Origin of the sequence: Chelativorans petroleitrophicus, from assembly GCF_025398195.1 — a bacterium.
GTDB lineage: Bacteria > Pseudomonadota > Alphaproteobacteria > Rhizobiales > Rhizobiaceae > Chelativorans > Chelativorans petroleitrophicus.
Map to the genome: position 1 here is coordinate 94,348 of NZ_JAODNV010000010.1, position 17,211 is coordinate 111,558.

The 17,211-nt window shown below is 64.0% G+C and carries 17 protein-coding genes; 14 read left to right on the plus strand and 3 right to left on the minus strand.

All coding sequences use genetic code 11. The features are described 5' to 3' along the window. Positions 1-25 precede the first annotated feature (25 nt). From ligA to NYR54_RS10085, 3 genes are all read left to right on the plus strand, one after another. Positions 26-2,137 (plus strand): NAD-dependent DNA ligase LigA, encoded by a 2,112-nt coding sequence (gene ligA, locus NYR54_RS10075; RefSeq protein ID WP_261515510.1) that lies wholly within the window; start codon positions 26-28, stop codon positions 2,135-2,137. A gap of 105 nt (positions 2,138-2,242) precedes the next feature. After that, positions 2,243-2,968 carry an AzlC family ABC transporter permease gene (locus NYR54_RS10080; protein WP_261515512.1) on the plus strand — a complete coding sequence of 242 codons (726 nt, stop codon included), beginning with the start codon at positions 2,243-2,245 and terminating at the stop codon, positions 2,966-2,968. After that, positions 2,965-3,261, plus strand: a complete 297-nt coding sequence (locus NYR54_RS10085) for an AzlD family protein (RefSeq protein WP_261515513.1) — start codon at positions 2,965-2,967, stop codon at positions 3,259-3,261. The genes NYR54_RS10080 and NYR54_RS10085 overlap by 4 nt, the downstream gene beginning before the upstream one ends. Here NYR54_RS10085 and NYR54_RS10090 read toward each other — a convergent pair. Beyond that, complete coding sequence (locus tag NYR54_RS10090) at positions 3,256-5,079, minus strand: aminopeptidase P family protein (protein ID WP_261515515.1); 1,824 nt, start codon at positions 5,077-5,079, stop codon at positions 3,256-3,258. The two genes, NYR54_RS10085 and NYR54_RS10090, sit on opposite strands and share 6 nt — an antisense overlap. Positions 5,080-5,307: 228 nt before the next feature. Here NYR54_RS10090 and NYR54_RS10095 point away from each other — a divergent pair, with 228 nt between their 5' ends. After that, complete coding sequence (locus NYR54_RS10095) at positions 5,308-5,472, plus strand: hypothetical protein (protein ID WP_261515516.1); 165 nt, start codon at positions 5,308-5,310, stop codon at positions 5,470-5,472. A 116-nt stretch (positions 5,473-5,588) separates the two neighbouring features. Here the strand turns inward: NYR54_RS10095 and NYR54_RS10100 are convergent, their stop codons facing one another. Both NYR54_RS10100 and NYR54_RS10105 read right to left on the minus strand, forming a co-directional pair. Further along, entirely contained in the window at positions 5,589-5,897 is a 309-nt protein-coding gene (locus tag NYR54_RS10100; protein ID WP_261515517.1) for a DUF1236 domain-containing protein, read from the minus strand. A 104-nt stretch (positions 5,898-6,001) separates the two neighbouring features. Continuing rightward, positions 6,002-7,270 carry a winged helix-turn-helix domain-containing protein gene (locus tag NYR54_RS10105; protein ID WP_261515518.1) on the minus strand — a complete coding sequence of 423 codons (1,269 nt, stop codon included), beginning with the start codon at positions 7,268-7,270 and terminating at the stop codon, positions 6,002-6,004. 357 nt (positions 7,271-7,627) lie between these two features. Here NYR54_RS10105 and NYR54_RS10110 point away from each other — a divergent pair, with 357 nt between their 5' ends. The 10 genes from NYR54_RS10110 to nuoI are packed head-to-tail and all read left to right on the plus strand — an operon-like array spanning position 7,628 to position 17,147. After that, on the plus strand, positions 7,628-7,993 hold the full coding sequence (locus NYR54_RS10110) for an NADH-quinone oxidoreductase subunit A (protein WP_261515519.1): 366 nt from the start codon (positions 7,628-7,630) through the stop codon (positions 7,991-7,993). Next, positions 7,984-8,556 (plus strand): NuoB/complex I 20 kDa subunit family protein, encoded by a 573-nt coding sequence (locus tag NYR54_RS10115; RefSeq protein ID WP_261515520.1) that lies wholly within the window; start codon positions 7,984-7,986, stop codon positions 8,554-8,556. Before NYR54_RS10110 ends, NYR54_RS10115 begins: the two co-directional genes overlap by 10 nt. A 10-nt stretch (positions 8,557-8,566) precedes the next feature. After that, positions 8,567-9,169: an NADH-quinone oxidoreductase subunit C gene (locus NYR54_RS10120; protein WP_261515521.1), complete on the plus strand. Its 603-nt coding sequence runs from the start codon at positions 8,567-8,569 to the stop codon at positions 9,167-9,169. A gap of 14 nt (positions 9,170-9,183) precedes the next feature. Then, positions 9,184-9,630, plus strand: coding sequence for a four helix bundle protein (locus NYR54_RS10125; protein ID WP_261515522.1), 447 nt, complete (start codon positions 9,184-9,186; stop codon positions 9,628-9,630). 8 nt (positions 9,631-9,638) lie between these two features. After that, on the plus strand, positions 9,639-10,829 hold the full coding sequence (locus NYR54_RS10130; RefSeq protein ID WP_261515523.1) for an NADH-quinone oxidoreductase subunit D: 1,191 nt from the start codon (positions 9,639-9,641) through the stop codon (positions 10,827-10,829). Next, complete coding sequence (locus NYR54_RS10135) at positions 10,829-12,112, plus strand: NADH-quinone oxidoreductase subunit E (RefSeq protein ID WP_261515524.1); 1,284 nt, start codon at positions 10,829-10,831, stop codon at positions 12,110-12,112. The genes NYR54_RS10130 and NYR54_RS10135 overlap by 1 nt, the downstream gene beginning before the upstream one ends. 10 nt (positions 12,113-12,122) lie before the next feature. Further along, positions 12,123-13,427: an NADH-quinone oxidoreductase subunit NuoF gene (nuoF, locus tag NYR54_RS10140; RefSeq protein WP_261515525.1), complete on the plus strand. Its 1,305-nt coding sequence runs from the start codon at positions 12,123-12,125 to the stop codon at positions 13,425-13,427. A 44-nt stretch (positions 13,428-13,471) separates the two neighbouring features. Continuing rightward, positions 13,472-15,559, plus strand: a complete 2,088-nt coding sequence (gene nuoG, locus NYR54_RS10145; RefSeq protein WP_261515526.1) for an NADH-quinone oxidoreductase subunit NuoG — start codon at positions 13,472-13,474, stop codon at positions 15,557-15,559. A gap of 9 nt (positions 15,560-15,568) precedes the next feature. After that, entirely contained in the window at positions 15,569-16,612 is a 1,044-nt protein-coding gene (gene nuoH / locus NYR54_RS10150) for an NADH-quinone oxidoreductase subunit NuoH (RefSeq protein WP_261515527.1), read from the plus strand. Positions 16,613-16,655: 43 nt separating this feature from the next. Then, entirely contained in the window at positions 16,656-17,147 is a 492-nt protein-coding gene (gene nuoI / locus NYR54_RS10155) for an NADH-quinone oxidoreductase subunit NuoI (protein ID WP_261515529.1), read from the plus strand. The last annotated feature ends 64 nt before the right edge of the window (positions 17,148-17,211 follow it).

Genomic DNA, 17,211 nt, shown 5'->3' on the forward strand with positions numbered 1-17,211 from the left:
CCGACCGAATCCGGAATTGTCACGCATGAGCACAGCGAACATCCCCGTCGAGGATCTGACGGAGGACCAGGCCCGCGAGGAGCTTGCGCGGCTTGCGCGGGAGATCGCCGAGCATGACCGGCGCTATTATTCGGAAGACGCGCCTACCATTTCGGACGCCGAATATGACGCGCTGCGCCGGCGCAATCTCGCTATCGAGCAGGCCTTCCCGCATCTCGTGCGCGAGGATTCGCCCTCGAAGCGCGTGGGCGCGCCGCCGGTCGAAAAGTTCGAGAAGGTGCGCCACCGCGTGCCTATGCTCTCGCTCGACAATGCCTTTTCGGACGAGGACGTTATCGATTTCGTGGCGCGCGTGCGCCGCTATCTCAAGATGGAGCCGCACGCGCCGATCGCCATGACGGCGGAGCCGAAGATCGACGGCCTGTCCCTGTCGCTGCGCTACGAGGGAGGGCGGCTGGTCTCGGCGGCAACGCGCGGCGACGGGCAGGTGGGCGAGAACGTGACCGCTAATGCGCGTGTCGTGGCCGACATTCCGCAGGTTCTTGCCGGCAATTTCCCGGACGTGCTGGAGGTGCGCGGCGAAATCTACATGACGCACCGCGACTTTCTGGCCCTGAACGAGCGCCAGAAGGCAGAAGGCAAACCCACTTACGTCAATCCGCGCAACACGGCGGCAGGTTCCCTGCGCCAGCTCGACCCCGCGCTGACGGCCTCCCGCCCGCTCCGGTTCTTCGCCTATGCCCTGGGTGAGGTGAGCGAGATGCCGGCCGATACGCAGATGGGCGTGGTGGAGGCGCTGAAGAGCTACGGCTTCCGGACCAACGAGATGATGTGCCTGTGCGAGACTGCGCGCGAACTGCTCGAGCACTATCGCGCCATTGAGGAGCAGCGGGCCACGCTCGGCTATGACATCGACGGCGTTGTCTACAAGGTGAATGACCTTAGTCTTCAGCAGCGCCTCGGCTTTGTCTCGCGCACGCCGCGGTGGGCGATCGCGCACAAGTTCCCTGCAGAAAAAGCCTTCACCATCCTGCGCGACATCGACATCCAGGTGGGCCGCACGGGCGCGCTGACGCCTGTGGCGCGGCTTGAGCCGGTCACGGTGGGCGGCGTGGTGGTCACCAATGCGACGCTGCACAACGCGGAGGAAATCGAACGCCTCGGCATCAAGCTCGGCGATACGGTGATCGTGCAGCGAGCGGGCGATGTCATCCCGCAGATTCTGGGTTATGTGGAGGAGCGCCGTCCTGCCGATGCGCGCGACTTTGAGTTTCCCACCGTTTGCCCCTGCGAGCTGAAAACCCCGGTCGTGCGCGATTCGACCGCTTCGGGCGGGGCGGGTGTGGTGCGCCGCTGTTCCGGCGAGTTCGCGTGTCCCTTCCAGCGCATCGAGCATCTGCGCCACTTCGTTTCGCGCCGAGCTTTCGACATAGAGGGGCTGGGCGAGAAGCAGATCGAATTCTTCTTCCACGATCCCGATCTTCCCGTCAAAAGTCCGGGCGACATCTTCACGCTGGCCGAGCGTGATGCGAAAAATCTCAAGAAACTCAAGGACAAGGAGGGATGGGGCGAAGTTTCGGTAACGAATCTTTTCGCCGCCATCGAGGCGCGTCGGACCATCCCGCTTGACCGAATGATCTATGGTCTTGGCATCCGCCATGTGGGCGAGCGCACGGCGGTGACGCTGGCGCGCGCCTATGGCACGTGGCAGGAGTTCCACGACGCGGCTCTCGCCATCGCCAACGGCGATCTTGCCGCGCGCGAGGAAATGGACGCGCTGGAGGACATCGGTGACGCCGTGATCGACTCGGTGGCGAACTATTTCGCCGAGGAGCATAACCGCAGGCTGGTGGAGGAACTGGCGGCCCAGGTGAATGTTCTGGAGGCGGAGCGTCCGGCGGCGGATTCGCCCGTGGCAGGTAAGACGGTCGTATTCACCGGCGCGCTGGAGCGCATGTCGCGCGACGAGGCCAAGGATATGGCGGAGCGGCTCGGCGCCAAGGTCGCCGGCTCCGTTTCCTCGAAAACGGATCTGGTGGTCGCCGGTCCCGGCGCGGGCTCTAAGCTGAAAAAAGCGAAGGAACTCGGGATCGAGGTGATCGACGAGGAGGCCTGGTTCCGCCGCATCGGGAAGTAGCCGCATGGGCGGATTCATCATCTCCGTTCAAGCCAGGCTTCAGCCGAATTGATATGACAGGTCAGCGTTGCTGACCTATTCTTCCCATTTGTTGTCGGAGGTTTCATGACGGCTGACACCTATGCTGAGGCGCATCCGGCCAGCGAATTCTTGTCCGGGGTGCGCGCAAGCATCCCTGTCATTGTCGCTGCCGCGCCCTTTGGCGTTCTGTTCGGTGCGCTTGCCGTGGAGAACGGCTTTTCCGCATCCGAAGCGATGCTGATGAGCGCTGCGATCTTCGGCGGGGCTAGCCAGATGGTGGGCATCGACCTGTTTGGCGCCCGTGTGGCGCCGTGGCTCATCGTCTTTTCCATATTCGCGGTGAATTTCCGCCACGTGCTCTATTCGGCCACCATCGGCCGCTACATAGCCCACTGGACGCCGCTTCAGCGCTTCGTCGGCTTCTTCTTTCTCGTGGACCCGCAATTCGCGGAGGCAGAGCAGCGGGTGGAAAAGGGCCGGTCCCTCGGGTTTGCCTGGTATATGGGCGTGGCGCTGCCGCTCTATGTCTTCTGGATTGCCGAATCGGGATTAGGCGCGGTGTTCGGCCGCCTGATTCCCAACACGCAGGCGCTGGGCCTCGATTTTCTTCTGCCCATCTACTTCCTGGGCCTGGTGATGAGCTTTCGCAAGCGCGCCATGTGGCTGCCGGTCGTTGGTGTGAGCGCATTCGTCTCCGTGGTGGCCTATCACACGATCGGTTCGCCCTGGCATGTCTCCATCGGCGCCGTGGCCGGCGTCCTCGTCGGCGCGCTGTTTGCGCCCAAAGCTTTCAGGGAGAAGAGGCCGTGAGCACAATCTTCTGGATCACCCTCGCCGGTGCGGTGCTCACCTATCTGACCCGGATCGGCGGACATCTGGTGCTGTCGCGCTTCGAGCGCATCCACCCGCGTGTGGAAGCGGGCCTCGACGCGGTGCCTGCGGCGGTGCTCACCACGCTGGTCGCTCCCGCGGCGATGGAGGGTGGGCCGGCGGAGGTCGCAGCCCTTGTAACCGGCGTTCTCATCGCGCTTGCGGGCGGAGGAATGATGCCGCTGTTCCTTTCCTCCGCCGCGGTGCTCATTCTCCTGCGCAACATCCTATAGCGGAGCGGTGACCTCACGCAGCCAGGCCGCGACGTCGTCTTCGACCAGCGGAGATATCTCCTCGAACACCCGCCGGTGATAGGCGTTCAGCCATTCGCGTTCTTCGGGCGACAGAAGGGCGGGGTCGATCAGCCTGCGGTCGATGGGCGCCAGCGTCAGCGTCTCGAAGGCGTGCATGTCAACCTCGCCGCCCGGTACCGGCTCGGGCGCCGTCACCGCGACCAGGTTCTCGATCCGGATGCCGTAGTGGCCCTGCCGGTAATAGCCCGGCTCGTTGGAAAGGATCATGCCGGTGCGCAGCTCTTCCTTTCCCGTCTTGGCGATGCGCTGCGGCCCTTCATGCACCGAAAGATAGGAGCCGACGCCGTGACCGGTGCCGTGATTGTAGTTGAGGCCGTTCTTCCAGAGGGCGACGCGGGCGAGCGCGTCTATGTCCATGCCACGCGTGCCGGCCGGAAAGCGCAGCGTGGAAATCGCGATCATGCCCTTCAGCACCAGCGTGAAGCGGGTGCGCATTTCCTCTGTCGGCTCTCCGAGAGCGACGGTGCGTGTCACGTCGGTCGTGCCGTCGTCGAACTGGGCGCCTGAATCGACCAGGAGAAGCTCTCCCGGCGCGAGTTTCCTGTTGGTCCGTTGCGTGACGCGATAGTGCACGATCGCGCCGTTTGGCCCGGCTCCGCAGATCGTGTCGAAGGAGATGTCACGCATCGGCATCTGCAATTCCTCGCCCGTGCGGCGGCGGAATTCCTCAAGCCGCGTAACGACGGTGATTTCGTCCAGCGTGTCGGGCCGCTGACGGTCCAGCCAGGCGAGAAAGCGCGCGAGGGCGGCTCCGTCCCGCACATGCGCCGCGCGGGCGCCCTTCAGCTCCGTCTCGTTCTTCATGGCGCGCGGGACGGCGGCGGGGTCGGAAAAGTCCACCACCGTACCCCCGGCCTCCTCGACGGCAAGGCGCAGCCTTTCGGCTGCAAGTGACGGGTCGAGGCCGATCTTCGCGTCCCTCGCGGCCGATGAGAGCTCCGGCAGGAGGTCGCCCGGCGCGTGGATGTCCGCCAGCGCGCGCAGATGCGTTTCGGCCTCGCCGCTGATCTTCCACGAGTCCATGAAGAGGCGCGGCCGGCCCTCCGCCGAAATAATCGCGAAGCCCAGTGCCAGCGGCGTGTGCGGCACGTCGTTGCCGCGGATGTTGAAGGTCCAGGCAAGGGAGGCCGGATCAGTCAGCACCGTGTGATCGATGCCCTCGGCGGCAAGCTTTTCCGAAAGCTTCGCAAGCTTGGCCTCGGCCGGTTCCCCAGCAAGCGACAGGGGATGGACGCGCACCGGCTCTGCCGGCGGGGCAGGGCGGTCGTCCCAGATGGCATCGACAAGGTTGCGATCCAGCGCCACCGCCTCCGCTCCGGGCTTTTTCAGCGCCTTGCGCAGGGCGCGGATTTCGCCCACCGTGTGCAGCCAGGGGTCGAAGCCGATCTGCGCTCCCTGGCTCAGATTGGCTTTCATCCAGTCGCGCGGCGGGTTGTCGACAAGGCTCTCGATCTCGAAGAGGCCAGGGTCCGTCTGCTCCCGCGCCTGAAGCGTATAGCGCCCGTCGACGAACAGAATCGCCTTGCTGCGCAGGATGAGCGCGACCCCGGCGGACCCTGTGAAGCCCGTCAGCCACGCCAGCCGCTCGGCACAGGCCGGCACATATTCGCCCTGATGCTCGTCCGCCCGAGGGACCAGCACCCCGTCGAGCCCGCTTTCCTCCATCAGCAGGCGCAGACGCTCCAGCCTTGGTCTTGCCTGAGCGGGATCGGCGGTCGTTTCGAACGATTGAAACATGAGCTTTCTCCGGATGCGCGGCCACGCGGCCACAAGGATGGACTCTGACCGTAGTTGGGTGCGCTGAGCCCTGCAACGGGGATTGAAGATGCACGAAGTGTGCACTGCATCATTTTCCTTCGCATATGCAAAAAAGCATGGCAGACGTGCATGAATTGCGCTGGTAAATGGGTCAGCCCTGCTTACCTTTATGGTGCGGGAGGAAGAGGTGGTGCAAGGAGACTTGATATGGCTCGGGTTAGGCGCAGCTTCTTTCGCAATGCTCTGGACGCGATCATCACAGCGCGTCAGCGGCAGGCGGACCGTTATGTCCGCGAGGCGCTTCTGACGTTCGATGACGAGACGCTGAGGACCTATGGCTACAACCCCGACGAACTGCGGGGCAGGCGGTGAGGCGGTAAGTACAGCCGCTGGAAGAGAACAGCCGCGGCGAATGGAATAGATCAGAGGGCGAAGGAGGAAGGATGGAGTTTCCGTCCTCCTCCGCTCGAGGCGCTTACGCGGCGTCCTTACTGGATGATGTGCACGATCCGGCGGGTTTGCGGCTCCACTAGAACGGTGCGGTCATCGACTATCACATACTGGTAGGTGACTTCGGCTTCGGGCACCTCCAGAGCGTAAAGCTCAACGGTCTCGGGAAGCGTTGAGCCCACCTCAATCGTCACGTCTGAAGGTATCTCGACCGGATGGACCTCCTGCGTGACGACGTATTCTCGAATGACCGTCTCCTGCTCGGGCGTGATTACCACCGATTGCGCGCTCGCCGCACCGGCAATGAAGAGGAGCCCCGACACGGCAGCGGAAAGTTGAATTTTCATAGCCATCTCCAGAAAGGTTGGGATGGCACCCGAACCTGCAAGCGGCGGACCTGTTCCAATCGGGTTCGCGGGCGGCATTCGCCCCATGTCGGCAAAGTCAGGGTTCAAGCCTCGTCCATGGAAAAGCGCTCCGCGGCCTGAACGGCCGCGGCGGGCTGTACCGGCCTTGTCCTCCCGGCAGCGGCCAGCGCGGCGGCGAGATCGCCCGCTTCGGCGACTTCCACCTCTCCAAGCCCAAGCCACAGCGCCATTTCCTCAAGCGCCTGCCAGAGCTCGCTCGCCGTTTCCGCCGGTGCGTGAGGCTCGCCATAGGCGGCCTGGACCCTGAGGACGCCCCTCAGCCGGTCGGCCTTCAGATCGACGCGCGCGACGATTCTTTCCCCAAGGAGGAAAGGGAAGACGTAGTAGCCGTAGACCCTCTTGCTCGCCGGCGTGTAGATCTCGATCCGGTAGCGGAAATCGAACAGGCGCTCGGCGCGCGAGCGCTCCCACACCAGCGGATCGAAGGGTGCAAGCAACGCCCGCGCGCGCACCTTTCGCGGCAAGCGCGCCTCGGCGTGCATATAGGCCTTCTTCTGCCAGCCCTTCACCGTGACGGGAATGAGCGTGCCCTGCTCGACAAGTTCCTCAATCCGCGGATAGGCCTCCTGCGGCGAAAGCCGGAAATAGTCGCGCAGATCCCCCGCGGTCGCCACGCCGAGCGCCCTTGCCGAAATCTCCACGAGCGCTCGCTGCGCATCTTCGGTGCTCGGCGTCGGCGCGTTGAGGATTGCGGACGGCAGAACGCGCTCCGGCAGGTCATACAGGCGCTCGAAGCTCGGCCTGCGCGAATGGGTGGTGACCAGCCCGGCCCAGAAAAGCCACTCCAGTGCGTGCTTAGCGTCACTCCACCCCCACCAGCTGGAGGTGCCTTTGTGACCTTCGATGTCGGAAGCAGCGATGGGCCCGCGTGCGCGGACTTCCGCAAGCATGTCTTGGATAAAGCCCGCCTGCTCCGCGCCAAAGCGCATCAGCCGACGGTAGATGCCCTTGCCCTCTCTGGCCTCAGCCATGCGCCAGCGCAGAAGCGGCTGCGTTTCGACCGGCAGGAGAGAGGCCTCGTGCGCCCAGTATTCGAAGACGGCGCGCGGCTTTTTCGATGCGACGCGTTCGAGAAGGCCGGCGGGGTAGGGGCCGACGCGTGAGAAGAGCGGCATCGTATGGGCGCGCGTGACCACATTGACCGAGTCGATTTGGAAAAGCCCCGTGCGTGCCAGCACCCGGTTCAGATGCCGCCGTTCGACCGCCCCTTCCGGGCGCCGGTCCGTGAAACCCTGTGCGGCAAGCGCGATTCGCCGCACCTGTCCGATTGTCAGTTTCTCTCTTTCGCGCAAATCGAGCTCCCTCATGCAGACCGGAAATTATCCGTTCGCATGCAGTGAGGCCACCCGTTCCGGCGTCTGGCCGCATGACTCCTGACATTTCGCCGGGATTTGCGGGCGGCCACTTAAAATCCTCAGCATTTATTCCTAGGTATGGGCCAAGGCTATTGGCAGCCGGAGAACTGCGTCTTCGAAATGAGCTTGCCGATAAGGCAACCTCAAGCTTTGACTTGCTTCCCCCGAACGGCTGCGCTAACCCTCGCCGCGTCGCAACAAGGGCTTTGCCGCGCGGCCGATCCTCAAAGCCGTCAGCGCATCGCAGCTCGCACGTACGAAGCCCCGCTTCGGCAGGCAACGGAAAGTCGGACTATGGACGCTCTCTTGAGTTCGTATCTGCCCATCGTCATCTTCATCGGGGTGGCCCTGGGCCTGTGTCTTGTGCTGGTGATCGCGCCCTTCATCGTGGCGTTCCGCAATCCGGACCCCGAAAAGCTGTCGGCCTACGAGTGCGGCTTCAACGCTTTCGATGACGCCAGGATGAAGTTCGATGTGCGTTTCTATCTGGTGGCCATCCTCTTCATCATCTTCGACCTGGAAGTGGCCTTCCTCTTCCCCTGGGCCGTTTCCTTCAGCGACCTCGGCTGGTTCGGGTTCTGGTCGATGATGGTCTTCCTGGGCGTGCTGACCATCGGCTTCATCTATGAATGGAAGAAGGGAGCGCTGGAATGGGATTGAACAACACCCTGGTGGCGCCGGAACCGCGTGGCATCATCGACCCCAAGACGGGAAAGCCGGTCGGGTCGGACGATCCGTTCTTCACTTCGATCAATGACGAGCTGACCGACAAGGGATTTCTGGTCACTTCGTCGGAGGCCCTGATCACCTGGGCACGGACCGGCTCGCTGATGTTCATGACCTTCGGTCTTGCCTGCTGCGCGGTGGAGATGATCCACACCTCCATGCCGCGCTACGACAGCGAGCGCTTCGGCGTGGCGCCGCGTGCAAGCCCGCGCCAATCCGACATCATGATCGTGGCGGGCACGCTCACCAACAAGATGGCGCCTGCGCTGCGCAAGGTCTACGACCAGATGCCGGAGCCGCGCTACGTCATCTCAATGGGCTCGTGCGCCAATGGCGGCGGCTACTATCACTATTCCTATTCGGTAGTGCGCGGCTGCGACCGCATCGTGCCGGTGGACATCTACATTCCCGGCTGTCCGCCCACGGCCGAAGCGCTGCTCTACGGCATTCTCCTTCTTCAGAAGAAGATCCGCCGCACCGGTACGATCGAGCGATAGGAACGACGACATGACCGAAGCGCTGAAGGACCTTGCGGCCTATATCGGCGAGAAGCTCGGCGGGCGGATCAAGGATACGATCATCGCCTATGGTGAGCTGACGTTGGTCGTGGAGCCGGACGACATTGTCGAGGTGCTGTCGTTCCTGAAGACGGACGTGCAGTGCCAGTTCTTCGCTTTCATCGACATCTCGGGGGCCGACTATCCGGCACGCGAAAAGCGCTTCGAGGTCGTCTACCACCTGCTGTCGCCGCGCCAGAACCAGCGCATCCGCGTGAAGATCTCGACGGACGAGGACACGCCGGTGCCCTCCGTGGTGGACGTCTTCCCGGGGGCGAACTGGTATGAGCGCGAGGTCTACGACCTTTACGGTGTGCTCTTTTCCGGTCACCCGGATTTGCGGCGCATCCTGACGGATTACGGCTTCGAGGGGCACCCGCTCAGGAAGGACTTCCCGCTCACCGGTTTCGTGGAGGTGCGCTATGACGACGAGGCCAAGCGCGTGGTCTACGAGCCGGTCAATCTCAGGCAGGAGTTCAGGAATTTCGACTTCCTCTCGCCGTGGGAAGGGACGGATTATGTGTTGCCGGGGGATGAGAAGGCGAAACAGTGAATGGTGAATAGTGAATGGATGAGGCGGGGGCAGAACGCGCAGAGATTCGCGATTACCGCGGCCTGACCGTTTGGAAGGATTCGATGGATATGGCAGCCGACATTTACACCATGACGCGCGCATTTCCGCGCGAAGAGATGTTTGGATTGTCGGCACAGATGCGGCGTGAAGCCAGCTCGATTCCAGCGAATATTGCCGAGGGTTTCGGTCGCGCACAGAGAAAGTCGTTCATCCAATTTCTGCGTTTTGCACAGGGCTCGTTGAAGGAACTGGAGACGCACACCATGCTGTCGGTCGGTCTGCTGGATAAGGAGCAGGCCAGCACGTTGAAACGAGGTTCGTCAGACTGGGTAAGATGCTTGTCTCCTTTATCCGGTCGTTGGAGCGGGGCGGAGACGAAAGAAAATGACCATTCACCATTCACTATTCACCATTCACCCCCGCACGCCGCTGCCGTGTAGAGTGTGACATGACCGAACATTCTGTCCGCAACTTCAACATCAATTTCGGCCCGCAGCATCCTGCCGCGCACGGCGTTTTGCGCCTTGTGCTGGAGCTGGACGGCGAGGTGGTCGAGCGTGTCGATCCTCATATCGGGCTTCTGCACCGCGGCACCGAGAAGCTGATCGAGTACAAGACCTACCTGCAGGCGATCCCCTATTTCGACCGGCTCGATTACGCCGCGCCGATGTGCCAGGAGCATGCCTTCGCGCTGGCCGTGGAGCGGCTGCTCGGGATCGACGTGCCGATCCGCGGCCAGCTCATCCGCGTGCTCTATGCGGAGCTCACCCGCATCATGAACCACCTGCTCAACGTCACGACGCAGGCGATGGACGTCGGTGCGCTCACGCCGCCGCTCTGGGGTTTCGAGGAACGCGAGAAGCTCATGGTCTTCTACGAGCGCGCTTCCGGCGCGCGCATGCATGCGGCCTATTTCCGGCCGGGCGGCGTGCACCAGGACCTGCCAGAGAAGCTGGTCGAGGACATCGGCAAGTGGATCGATCCGTTCCTGAAGGCGCTCGACGATCTCGACGAACTTCTGACGGACAACCGCATCTTCAAGCAGCGCAACGTCGATATCGGCGTGGTCAAGCTCGAGGACGCCTGGGCCTGGGGCTTTTCCGGCGTGATGGTACGCGGCTCCGGTGCGCCTTGGGACCTGCGCAAGGCACAGCCGTACGAATGCTATCCGGAGATGGAGTTCGACATCCCGGTGGGCAAGAACGGCGACTGTTACGACCGCTACTTGATCCGTATGGAAGAGATGCGCCAGTCGGCCAGGATCATGCGCCAGTGCGTGGAGCGGCTGCTCGGCAAGGAGCGCGTCGGGCCCGTTTCCAACACCGACGGCAAGATCGTGCCGCCCAAGCGGGCGGCGATGAAGCGCTCGATGGAAGCGCTCATCCATCACTTCAAGCTCTACACGGAAGGCTATCACGTGCCGGCCGGCGAGGTTTACGCCGCCGTGGAGGCGCCGAAGGGCGAGTTCGGCGTCTATCTCGTGGCCGACGGCACCAACAAGCCGTACCGCTGCAAGCTGCGCGCGCCGGGCTTCGCCCACCTTCAGGCGATGGACTTCCTTTGCCGCGGCCACCTTCTGGCCGACGTTGCCGCCGTGCTTGGCTCCCTCGATATCGTGTTCGGTGAGGTGGATCGATAATGGCAGTACGCCGTCTCGCAGACGAAGCCGTCCAGCCTCAGGGCTTTGCCTTTACGCCCGAGAATGAAGCCTGGGCGAGGCAGACCATCAAGAAATACCCCGAGGGCCGTCAGTATTCGGCGGTGATCCCGCTGCTCATGCGCGCTCAGGAGCAGGAAGGCTGGGTCACGCGCGCAGCGATCGAATATGTGGCTGAGATGCTCAGCATGCCGCTGATCCGCGTGCTCGAGGTAGCGACCTTCTACACCCAGTTCCAGCTTGCCCCGGTGGGCACGCGTGCGCATGTGCAGGTGTGCGGCACCACGCCCTGCATGCTGCGCGGGGCGGGCGACCTGATCGAGGTCTGCAAGCGGAAGATTCACCCGGAGCCGTTCAAGACCAACGAGGCGGGCACACTCTCCTGGGAGGAGGTGGAGTGCCAGGGCGCCTGCGTAAACGCGCCGATGGTCATGATCTTCAAGGACACCTATGAGGATCTGACGCCACAGCGGCTGGAAGAGATCATCGATGCTTTCGAGGCAGGCAGGGGACATGAGATCAAGCCCGGCCCGCAGATCGACCGGTTCAATTCCGCTCCCGCTTCGGGCTTTACGACGCTCACCGACGAGGCGGCGATTCTGAAATTCCCGCCGTCCGGCGGCGGGAAGAGCAGGCGGAAGCCGGGCGAAGCCGAGGCTGCCAGCGTGCCGCCTTCGCGGGCCGGCCGGCCGCGCACCGGGGCGATGGAGACCGACGAGGCGATCAGGTCGCCCTCTCCGGTCAAGGTGAGCAGCAATGGTGAGAAACGCGCCAGCGTAAAGCCGCCGAAGGAGAATGAGGCTGAGGCCGATCGCGTTGCCGAGGAGGTGGAGGGCTCCTCGCGTACGCGTCGGCACAGCGAGGCGCCCGACACGCAGAACGCTGCCCTGCGTTCGCCGGAGTTGAAGAAAGCCAAGGCGCCGCGCAAGCAGACGCTCGGCCCCGAATCACCGGAGCGGGAGGCTGCCGCTGCCGCGCCTGCTGGCAACGAGGCAAGGCCGAAGGGGATAGAGCGCCCGGAACGGCCGGACGACCTGAAGATGATCTCCGGCGTGGGCCCGAGGATCGAGGGCATCCTCAACGATCTCGGCATCTACACCTACGCCCAGATCGCATCCTGGACCAAGGTCGAGCGGGAATGGGTGGATTCCTATCTGCGCTTTAAGGGACGGATCGAGCGCGAGGACTGGGTGAAGCAGGCCGAGGCGCTGGCCAAGGGCGGTGTCGCCGAATATGAGCGCGTCTTCGGCAAGAAGCCGCGCTGAGGAGAGAAAGATGCTGCAGGACAAGGACCGCATCTTCACCAATATATACGGCCATTTCGACCGCTCGCTTAAGGGCGCGATGGCGCGCGGCCATTGGGACGGCACCAAGGCGCTCCTGGAAAAGGGGCGCGACTGGATCATCAACGAGATGAAGGCCTCCGGCCTGCGCGGGCGCGGGGGAGCGGGCTTTCCCACGGGGCTGAAATGGTCGTTCATGCCCAAGGAAAGCGACGGCCGGCCGCATTATCTCGTGGTGAATGCCGACGAATCGGAGCCCGGTACCTGCAAGGACCGGGACATCATGCGCCATGACCCGCATACGCTGGTCGAGGGCTGCCTGATCGCCGGTTTCGCCATGGGCGCGCATACCGCCTACATCTATGTGCGCGGCGAGTTCATCCGCGAGCGCGAGGCGCTGCAGCGGGCGATCGACGAGTGCTATGAGGCCGGGTTCCTCGGCAAGAACAACAAGCACGGCTGGGACATGGACGTGATCGTCCATCACGGGGCCGGCGCCTATATCTGCGGCGAGGAGACGGCGCTGCTGGAAAGCCTGGAGGGCAAGAAGGGTCAGCCGCGGCTCAAGCCGCCGTTCCCGGCCAATATGGGCCTTTATGGCTGCCCGACGACGGTGAACAATGTGGAGTCGATCGCGGTGGCGCCGACCATCCTGCGTCGGGGGGCCGCCTGGTTCTCCTCCTTCGGGCGGCCGAACAATGCCGGCACGAAGCTGTTCTGCATCTCCGGGCACGTGAACAATCCGTGCACGGTGGAGGAGGAGATGTCGATCCCCTTCCGCGAGCTGATCGAGCGCCATTGCGGCGGTGTGCGCGGCGGCTGGGACAATCTGCTGGCCGTCATTCCCGGCGGTTCCTCGGTGCCGCTGGTGCCGGCCGAGCAGATCATCGATGCCCCGATGGACTTCGATTCGCTGCGCGAGCTGAAATCGGGCCTCGGCACCGCGGCGGTGATCGTCATGGACAAGTCCACAGACATCGTGAAGGCGATCGCGCGGCTTTCCTACTTCTACAAGCACGAAAGCTGCGGCCAGTGCACGCCCTGCCGCGAGGGCACGGGCTGGATGTGGCGCGTCATGGAACGGCTCGTGCGCGGCGAGGCGCACAAGCACGAGATCGACATGCTGCTCGACGTCACCAAGCAGGTGGAAGGCCACACGATCTGCGCCCTCGGCGACGCGGCCGCGTGGCCGATCCAAGGGCTCATCCGGCACTTCCGGCCGGAGATCGAGCGGCGCATCGATGAATTCACCCGCAACGCACACCGGGCGGAGCCCGCGCTGATAGCGGCGGAGTAGACAAGAAAATGCTGGTTGGGGCGGATACTTAGCGGACGGCGATAATGGCAAGGTTGAAAGTCGACGGCATAGAGGTCGAGGTTCCCGATCACTACACGCTGCTGCAGGCGGCGGAGGAGGCGGGTGCCGAGATCCCGCGCTTCTGCTTCCACGAGCGTCTTTCCATCGCCGGCAACTGCCGCATGTGCCTGGTCGAGGTGAAGGGCGGCCCGCCCAAGCCCCAGGCTTCCTGCGCCATGGGCGTGCGCGATCTGCGTCCCGGCCCGAACGGCGAAGTGCCGGAAATCTTCACCAAGTCGCCCATGGTGAAGAAGGCGCGCGAGGGGGTGATGGAGTTCCTGCTCATCAACCACCCGCTCGACTGCCCCATCTGCGACCAGGGCGGCGAGTGCGATCTGCAGGACCAGGCCATGGCCTATGGCGTGGACTCCTCGCGTTTCCACGAGAACAAGCGCGCCGTGGAGGACAAGTATATCGGCCCGCTGGTGAAGACGATCATGACGCGCTGCATCCACTGCACGCGCTGCATCCGCTTCACCACGGAGGTGGCCGGCATTTCCGAGCTTGGCGCCACGGGCCGCGGCGAGGACATGGAGATCACCACCTATCTGGAGCGGGCGATGACGTCCGAGCTCCAGGGCAATGTGATCGACCTCTGTCCGGTCGGGGCCCTGACCTCGAAGCCCTATGCCTTCCAGGCGCGCCCCTGGGAGCTCACCAAGACCCAATCCATCGACGTGATGGATGCGGTGGGCTCCGCGATCCGCGTCGATACGCGCGGGCGCGAGGTGATGCGCATCCTGCCGATCGTCAACGAGGCGGTGAACGAGGAGTGGATCTCTGACAAGACCCGCTTCGTGTGGGACGGCCTCAGGACCCAGCGTCTCGACCGGCCCTATGTGCGCAAGGGCAAGCGCCTGCAGCAGGCAAGCTGGGGCGAGGCCTTCCACGCCATCGCGAAGGCGGTGAAGAAGGCCGCGCCCGAGAAAATCGGCGCCATCGCGGGCGATCTTGCGGGCGTCGAGGAGATGTATGCACTCAAGCTGCTGATGCAGTCCCTGGGCTCGGGCAATATCGATTGCCGGCAGGACGGCACCGTGCTCGATCCCGCGTTGGGTCGCGCAAGCTACATCTTCAACCCCACCATCGAAGGCATCGAGCAGGCCGACGCGCTGCTCATCGTCGGCTCGAACCCGCGTTTCGAGGCGTCCGTGCTCAACGCGCGCATCCGCAAGCGCTGGCGCATGGGCGAGTTCCCCATTGGCGTCATCGGCGAGGCGGCGGACCTGCGCTACGACTACCAGCATCTTGGCGCGGGGCCGGAGACCTTGAAACAGCTTGCCGACGGCAGGGGCGACTTCCTCGCCGTCCTGAAGCAGGCGCAGCGCCCCATGATTCTGATCGGGCAGGGAGCGCTCGCGCGTCCGGACGGCCTGTCCGTGCTTGGCACCGCGGCCCGCCTTGCGGATGCGGTGGGCACCGTCACGCCCGACTGGAACGGCTTTGCCGTGCTTCACACGGCGGCCGCGCGCGTGGGCGGGCTCGACCTTGGCTTCGTGCCGGGCAAGGGCGGCAAGGATGTGGCCGGCATGATGGGCGGCGCGATGGACGTGCTCTTCCTTCTGGGCGCTGACGAGATCGACATGAGCGCCATCGGCGATGCCACCTTCACGGTCTATATCGGCACGCATGGCGATGCGGGCGCCCACCGCGCCGATGTCATCCTGCCCGGCGCGGCCTATACGGAAAAGTCCGCGACCTATGTGAACACGGAAGGCCGGGTGCAGATGACGAACCGCGCCGGTTTCGCCCCGGGCGACGCCCGCGAGGACTGGGCGATCCTGCGCGCTCTTTCCGAGGTGCTGGGGCACAGACTGCCCTTCGACTCGCTTGCGCAGCTCCGCTCCCGGCTTTATGCGGATCATCCGCATTTCGCCGCGCTGGATGCGATAGAGGAGGGCGCGCCGGCGGACGTTCTGCAGCTTGCGAAACTGGCTGGATCTTTGGAGAGCGCCCCATTCGTGTCGCCCATCAGGGATTTCTATCTGACCAACCCGGTTGCGCGCGCGTCCGCGGTGATGGCGGAGTGCTCCGCGCTTGCCCAGGGCGATCTCAGGCAGGCGGCTGAATAGGACGGGATCATGGACGCATTCATCTCCACCTACGTTCTTCCGGGCCTGCTGATCCTCGCCCAGTCGCTGGCGCTGATCGTCATCCTGTTGATCGGCGTGGCCTATATTCTTTATGCAGACCGCAAGATCTGGGCCGCTGTGCAGCTTCGCCGCGGGCCGAACGTCGTCGGCCCGTGGGGACTGCTGCAGGCCTTCGCGGACCTGCTGAAGTTCGTCTTCAAGGAGCCGGTGATCCCCTCCGGCGCCAACAAGGGCATCTTCCTCCTGGCGCCTCTGGTCGCCGCCACGCTGGCGATCGCCGCCTGGGCGGTAATCCCGGTCAACGAAGGCTGGGCCATTGCCGACATCAATGTCGGCATCCTCTATGTCTTCGCCATCGCCTCGCTCGAGGTCTATGGCGTGATCATGGGCGGCTGGGCCTCGAACTCGAAATATCCCTTCCTCGGCGCGCTGCGCTCGGCCGCGCAGATGGTCTCCTACGAGGTTTCCATCGGCTTCGTGATCGTGACGGTGCTGCTTGCCGTGGGCTCGCTCAACCTGACCGACATCGTGCTGTCGCAGCGCGACGGGCTCGGAACGATGCTGGGGCTGCCGAACTCCTTCCTCGACTGGCACTGGCTGGCGCTGTTCCCGATGTTCATCATCTTCTTCATCTCCGCGCTTGCGGAGACGAACAGGCCGCCATTCGACCTGGTGGAGGCCGAATCGGAGCTCGTCGCCGGCCACATGATCGAGTACTCCTCGACGCCGTTCCTGCTCTTCTTCCTGGGCGAATATGTCGCCATCGTGCTGATGTGCTCGCTCACCACCATCCTGTTCCTGGGCGGATGGCTGCCGCCGTTCGACTTCGCGCCGTTCACCTGGGTGCCGGGCGTGATCTGGTTCGTGCTGAAGGTGGTGGCGGTCTTCTTCATGTTCGCCCTGGTGAAGGCCTTCGTGCCGCGCTACCGCTACGACCAGCTCATGCGGCTCGGCTGGAAGGTCTTCCTGCCGATCTCGCTCTTCATGGTCGTGGCGACGGCGGCATTTCTGAAATTCACGGGGCTTGCCTGAGACATCCCATGACAGGCCCTTCCACCCTTACCGGAGAATGACGATGTCCGTTCTCGCACAAGCCGCAAAGTCGCTGCTTCTGAAGGAGTTCGTGGCCGCGGTGATTCTGTCCATGCGGCAGTTCTTTGCGCCCAAGGCGACGCTGAACTACCCGCATGAGAAGGGGCCGCTCAGCCCACGCTTCCGCGGCGAGCACGCGCTGCGCCGCTATCCCAATGGCGAGGAGCGCTGCATCGCCTGCAAGCTCTGCGAGGCGATCTGCCCGGCGCAGGCGATCACCATCGAGGCGGGACCCCGCCGCAATGACGGAACGCGGCGCACGGTGCGCTACGACATCGATATGGTGAAGTGCATCTATTGCGGTTTCTGCCAGGAGGCGTGCCCGGTGGATGCGATCGTCGAGGGGCCGAATTTCGAGTTCGCGACCGAAACGCGCGAGGAGCTTTACTACGACAAGGCAAAGCTGCTTGAGAACGGCGATCGCTGGGAGCGGGAGCTGGCGCGCAACATAGCGTTGGATGCGCCGTATCGCTGACGCCGGCGGGAGTGGACGCGGGCGGGGCGCTCGTTTAAGAGGGCCGGCAATCGGACAGGGAAAA

What these genes read in the sequence shown, in the direction of transcription:
- ligA (WP_261515510.1), top strand. Translation starts at nt 26, where the DNA reads ATGAGCACAGCGAACATCCCCGTCGAGGATCTGACGGAGGACCAGGCC.
- NYR54_RS10080 (WP_261515512.1), top strand. Translation starts at nt 2,243, where the DNA reads ATGACGGCTGACACCTATGCTGAGGCGCATCCGGCCAGCGAATTCTTG.
- NYR54_RS10090 (WP_261515515.1), bottom strand. Translation starts at nt 5,079, where the DNA reads ATGTTTCAATCGTTCGAAACGACCGCCGATCCCGCTCAGGCAAGACCA.
- NYR54_RS10095 (WP_261515516.1), top strand. Translation starts at nt 5,308, where the DNA reads ATGGCTCGGGTTAGGCGCAGCTTCTTTCGCAATGCTCTGGACGCGATC.
- NYR54_RS10100 (WP_261515517.1), bottom strand. Translation starts at nt 5,897, where the DNA reads ATGAAAATTCAACTTTCCGCTGCCGTGTCGGGGCTCCTCTTCATTGCC.
- NYR54_RS10110 (WP_261515519.1), top strand. Translation starts at nt 7,628, where the DNA reads ATGGACGCTCTCTTGAGTTCGTATCTGCCCATCGTCATCTTCATCGGG.
- NYR54_RS10115 (WP_261515520.1), top strand. Translation starts at nt 7,984, where the DNA reads ATGGGATTGAACAACACCCTGGTGGCGCCGGAACCGCGTGGCATCATC.
- NYR54_RS10120 (WP_261515521.1), top strand. Translation starts at nt 8,567, where the DNA reads ATGACCGAAGCGCTGAAGGACCTTGCGGCCTATATCGGCGAGAAGCTC.
- NYR54_RS10125 (WP_261515522.1), top strand. Translation starts at nt 9,184, where the DNA reads ATGGATGAGGCGGGGGCAGAACGCGCAGAGATTCGCGATTACCGCGGC.
- NYR54_RS10130 (WP_261515523.1), top strand. Translation starts at nt 9,639, where the DNA reads ATGACCGAACATTCTGTCCGCAACTTCAACATCAATTTCGGCCCGCAG.
- NYR54_RS10135 (WP_261515524.1), top strand. Translation starts at nt 10,829, where the DNA reads ATGGCAGTACGCCGTCTCGCAGACGAAGCCGTCCAGCCTCAGGGCTTT.
- nuoF (WP_261515525.1), top strand. Translation starts at nt 12,123, where the DNA reads ATGCTGCAGGACAAGGACCGCATCTTCACCAATATATACGGCCATTTC.
- nuoG (WP_261515526.1), top strand. Translation starts at nt 13,472, where the DNA reads ATGGCAAGGTTGAAAGTCGACGGCATAGAGGTCGAGGTTCCCGATCAC.
- nuoH (WP_261515527.1), top strand. Translation starts at nt 15,569, where the DNA reads ATGGACGCATTCATCTCCACCTACGTTCTTCCGGGCCTGCTGATCCTC.
- nuoI (WP_261515529.1), top strand. Translation starts at nt 16,656, where the DNA reads ATGTCCGTTCTCGCACAAGCCGCAAAGTCGCTGCTTCTGAAGGAGTTC.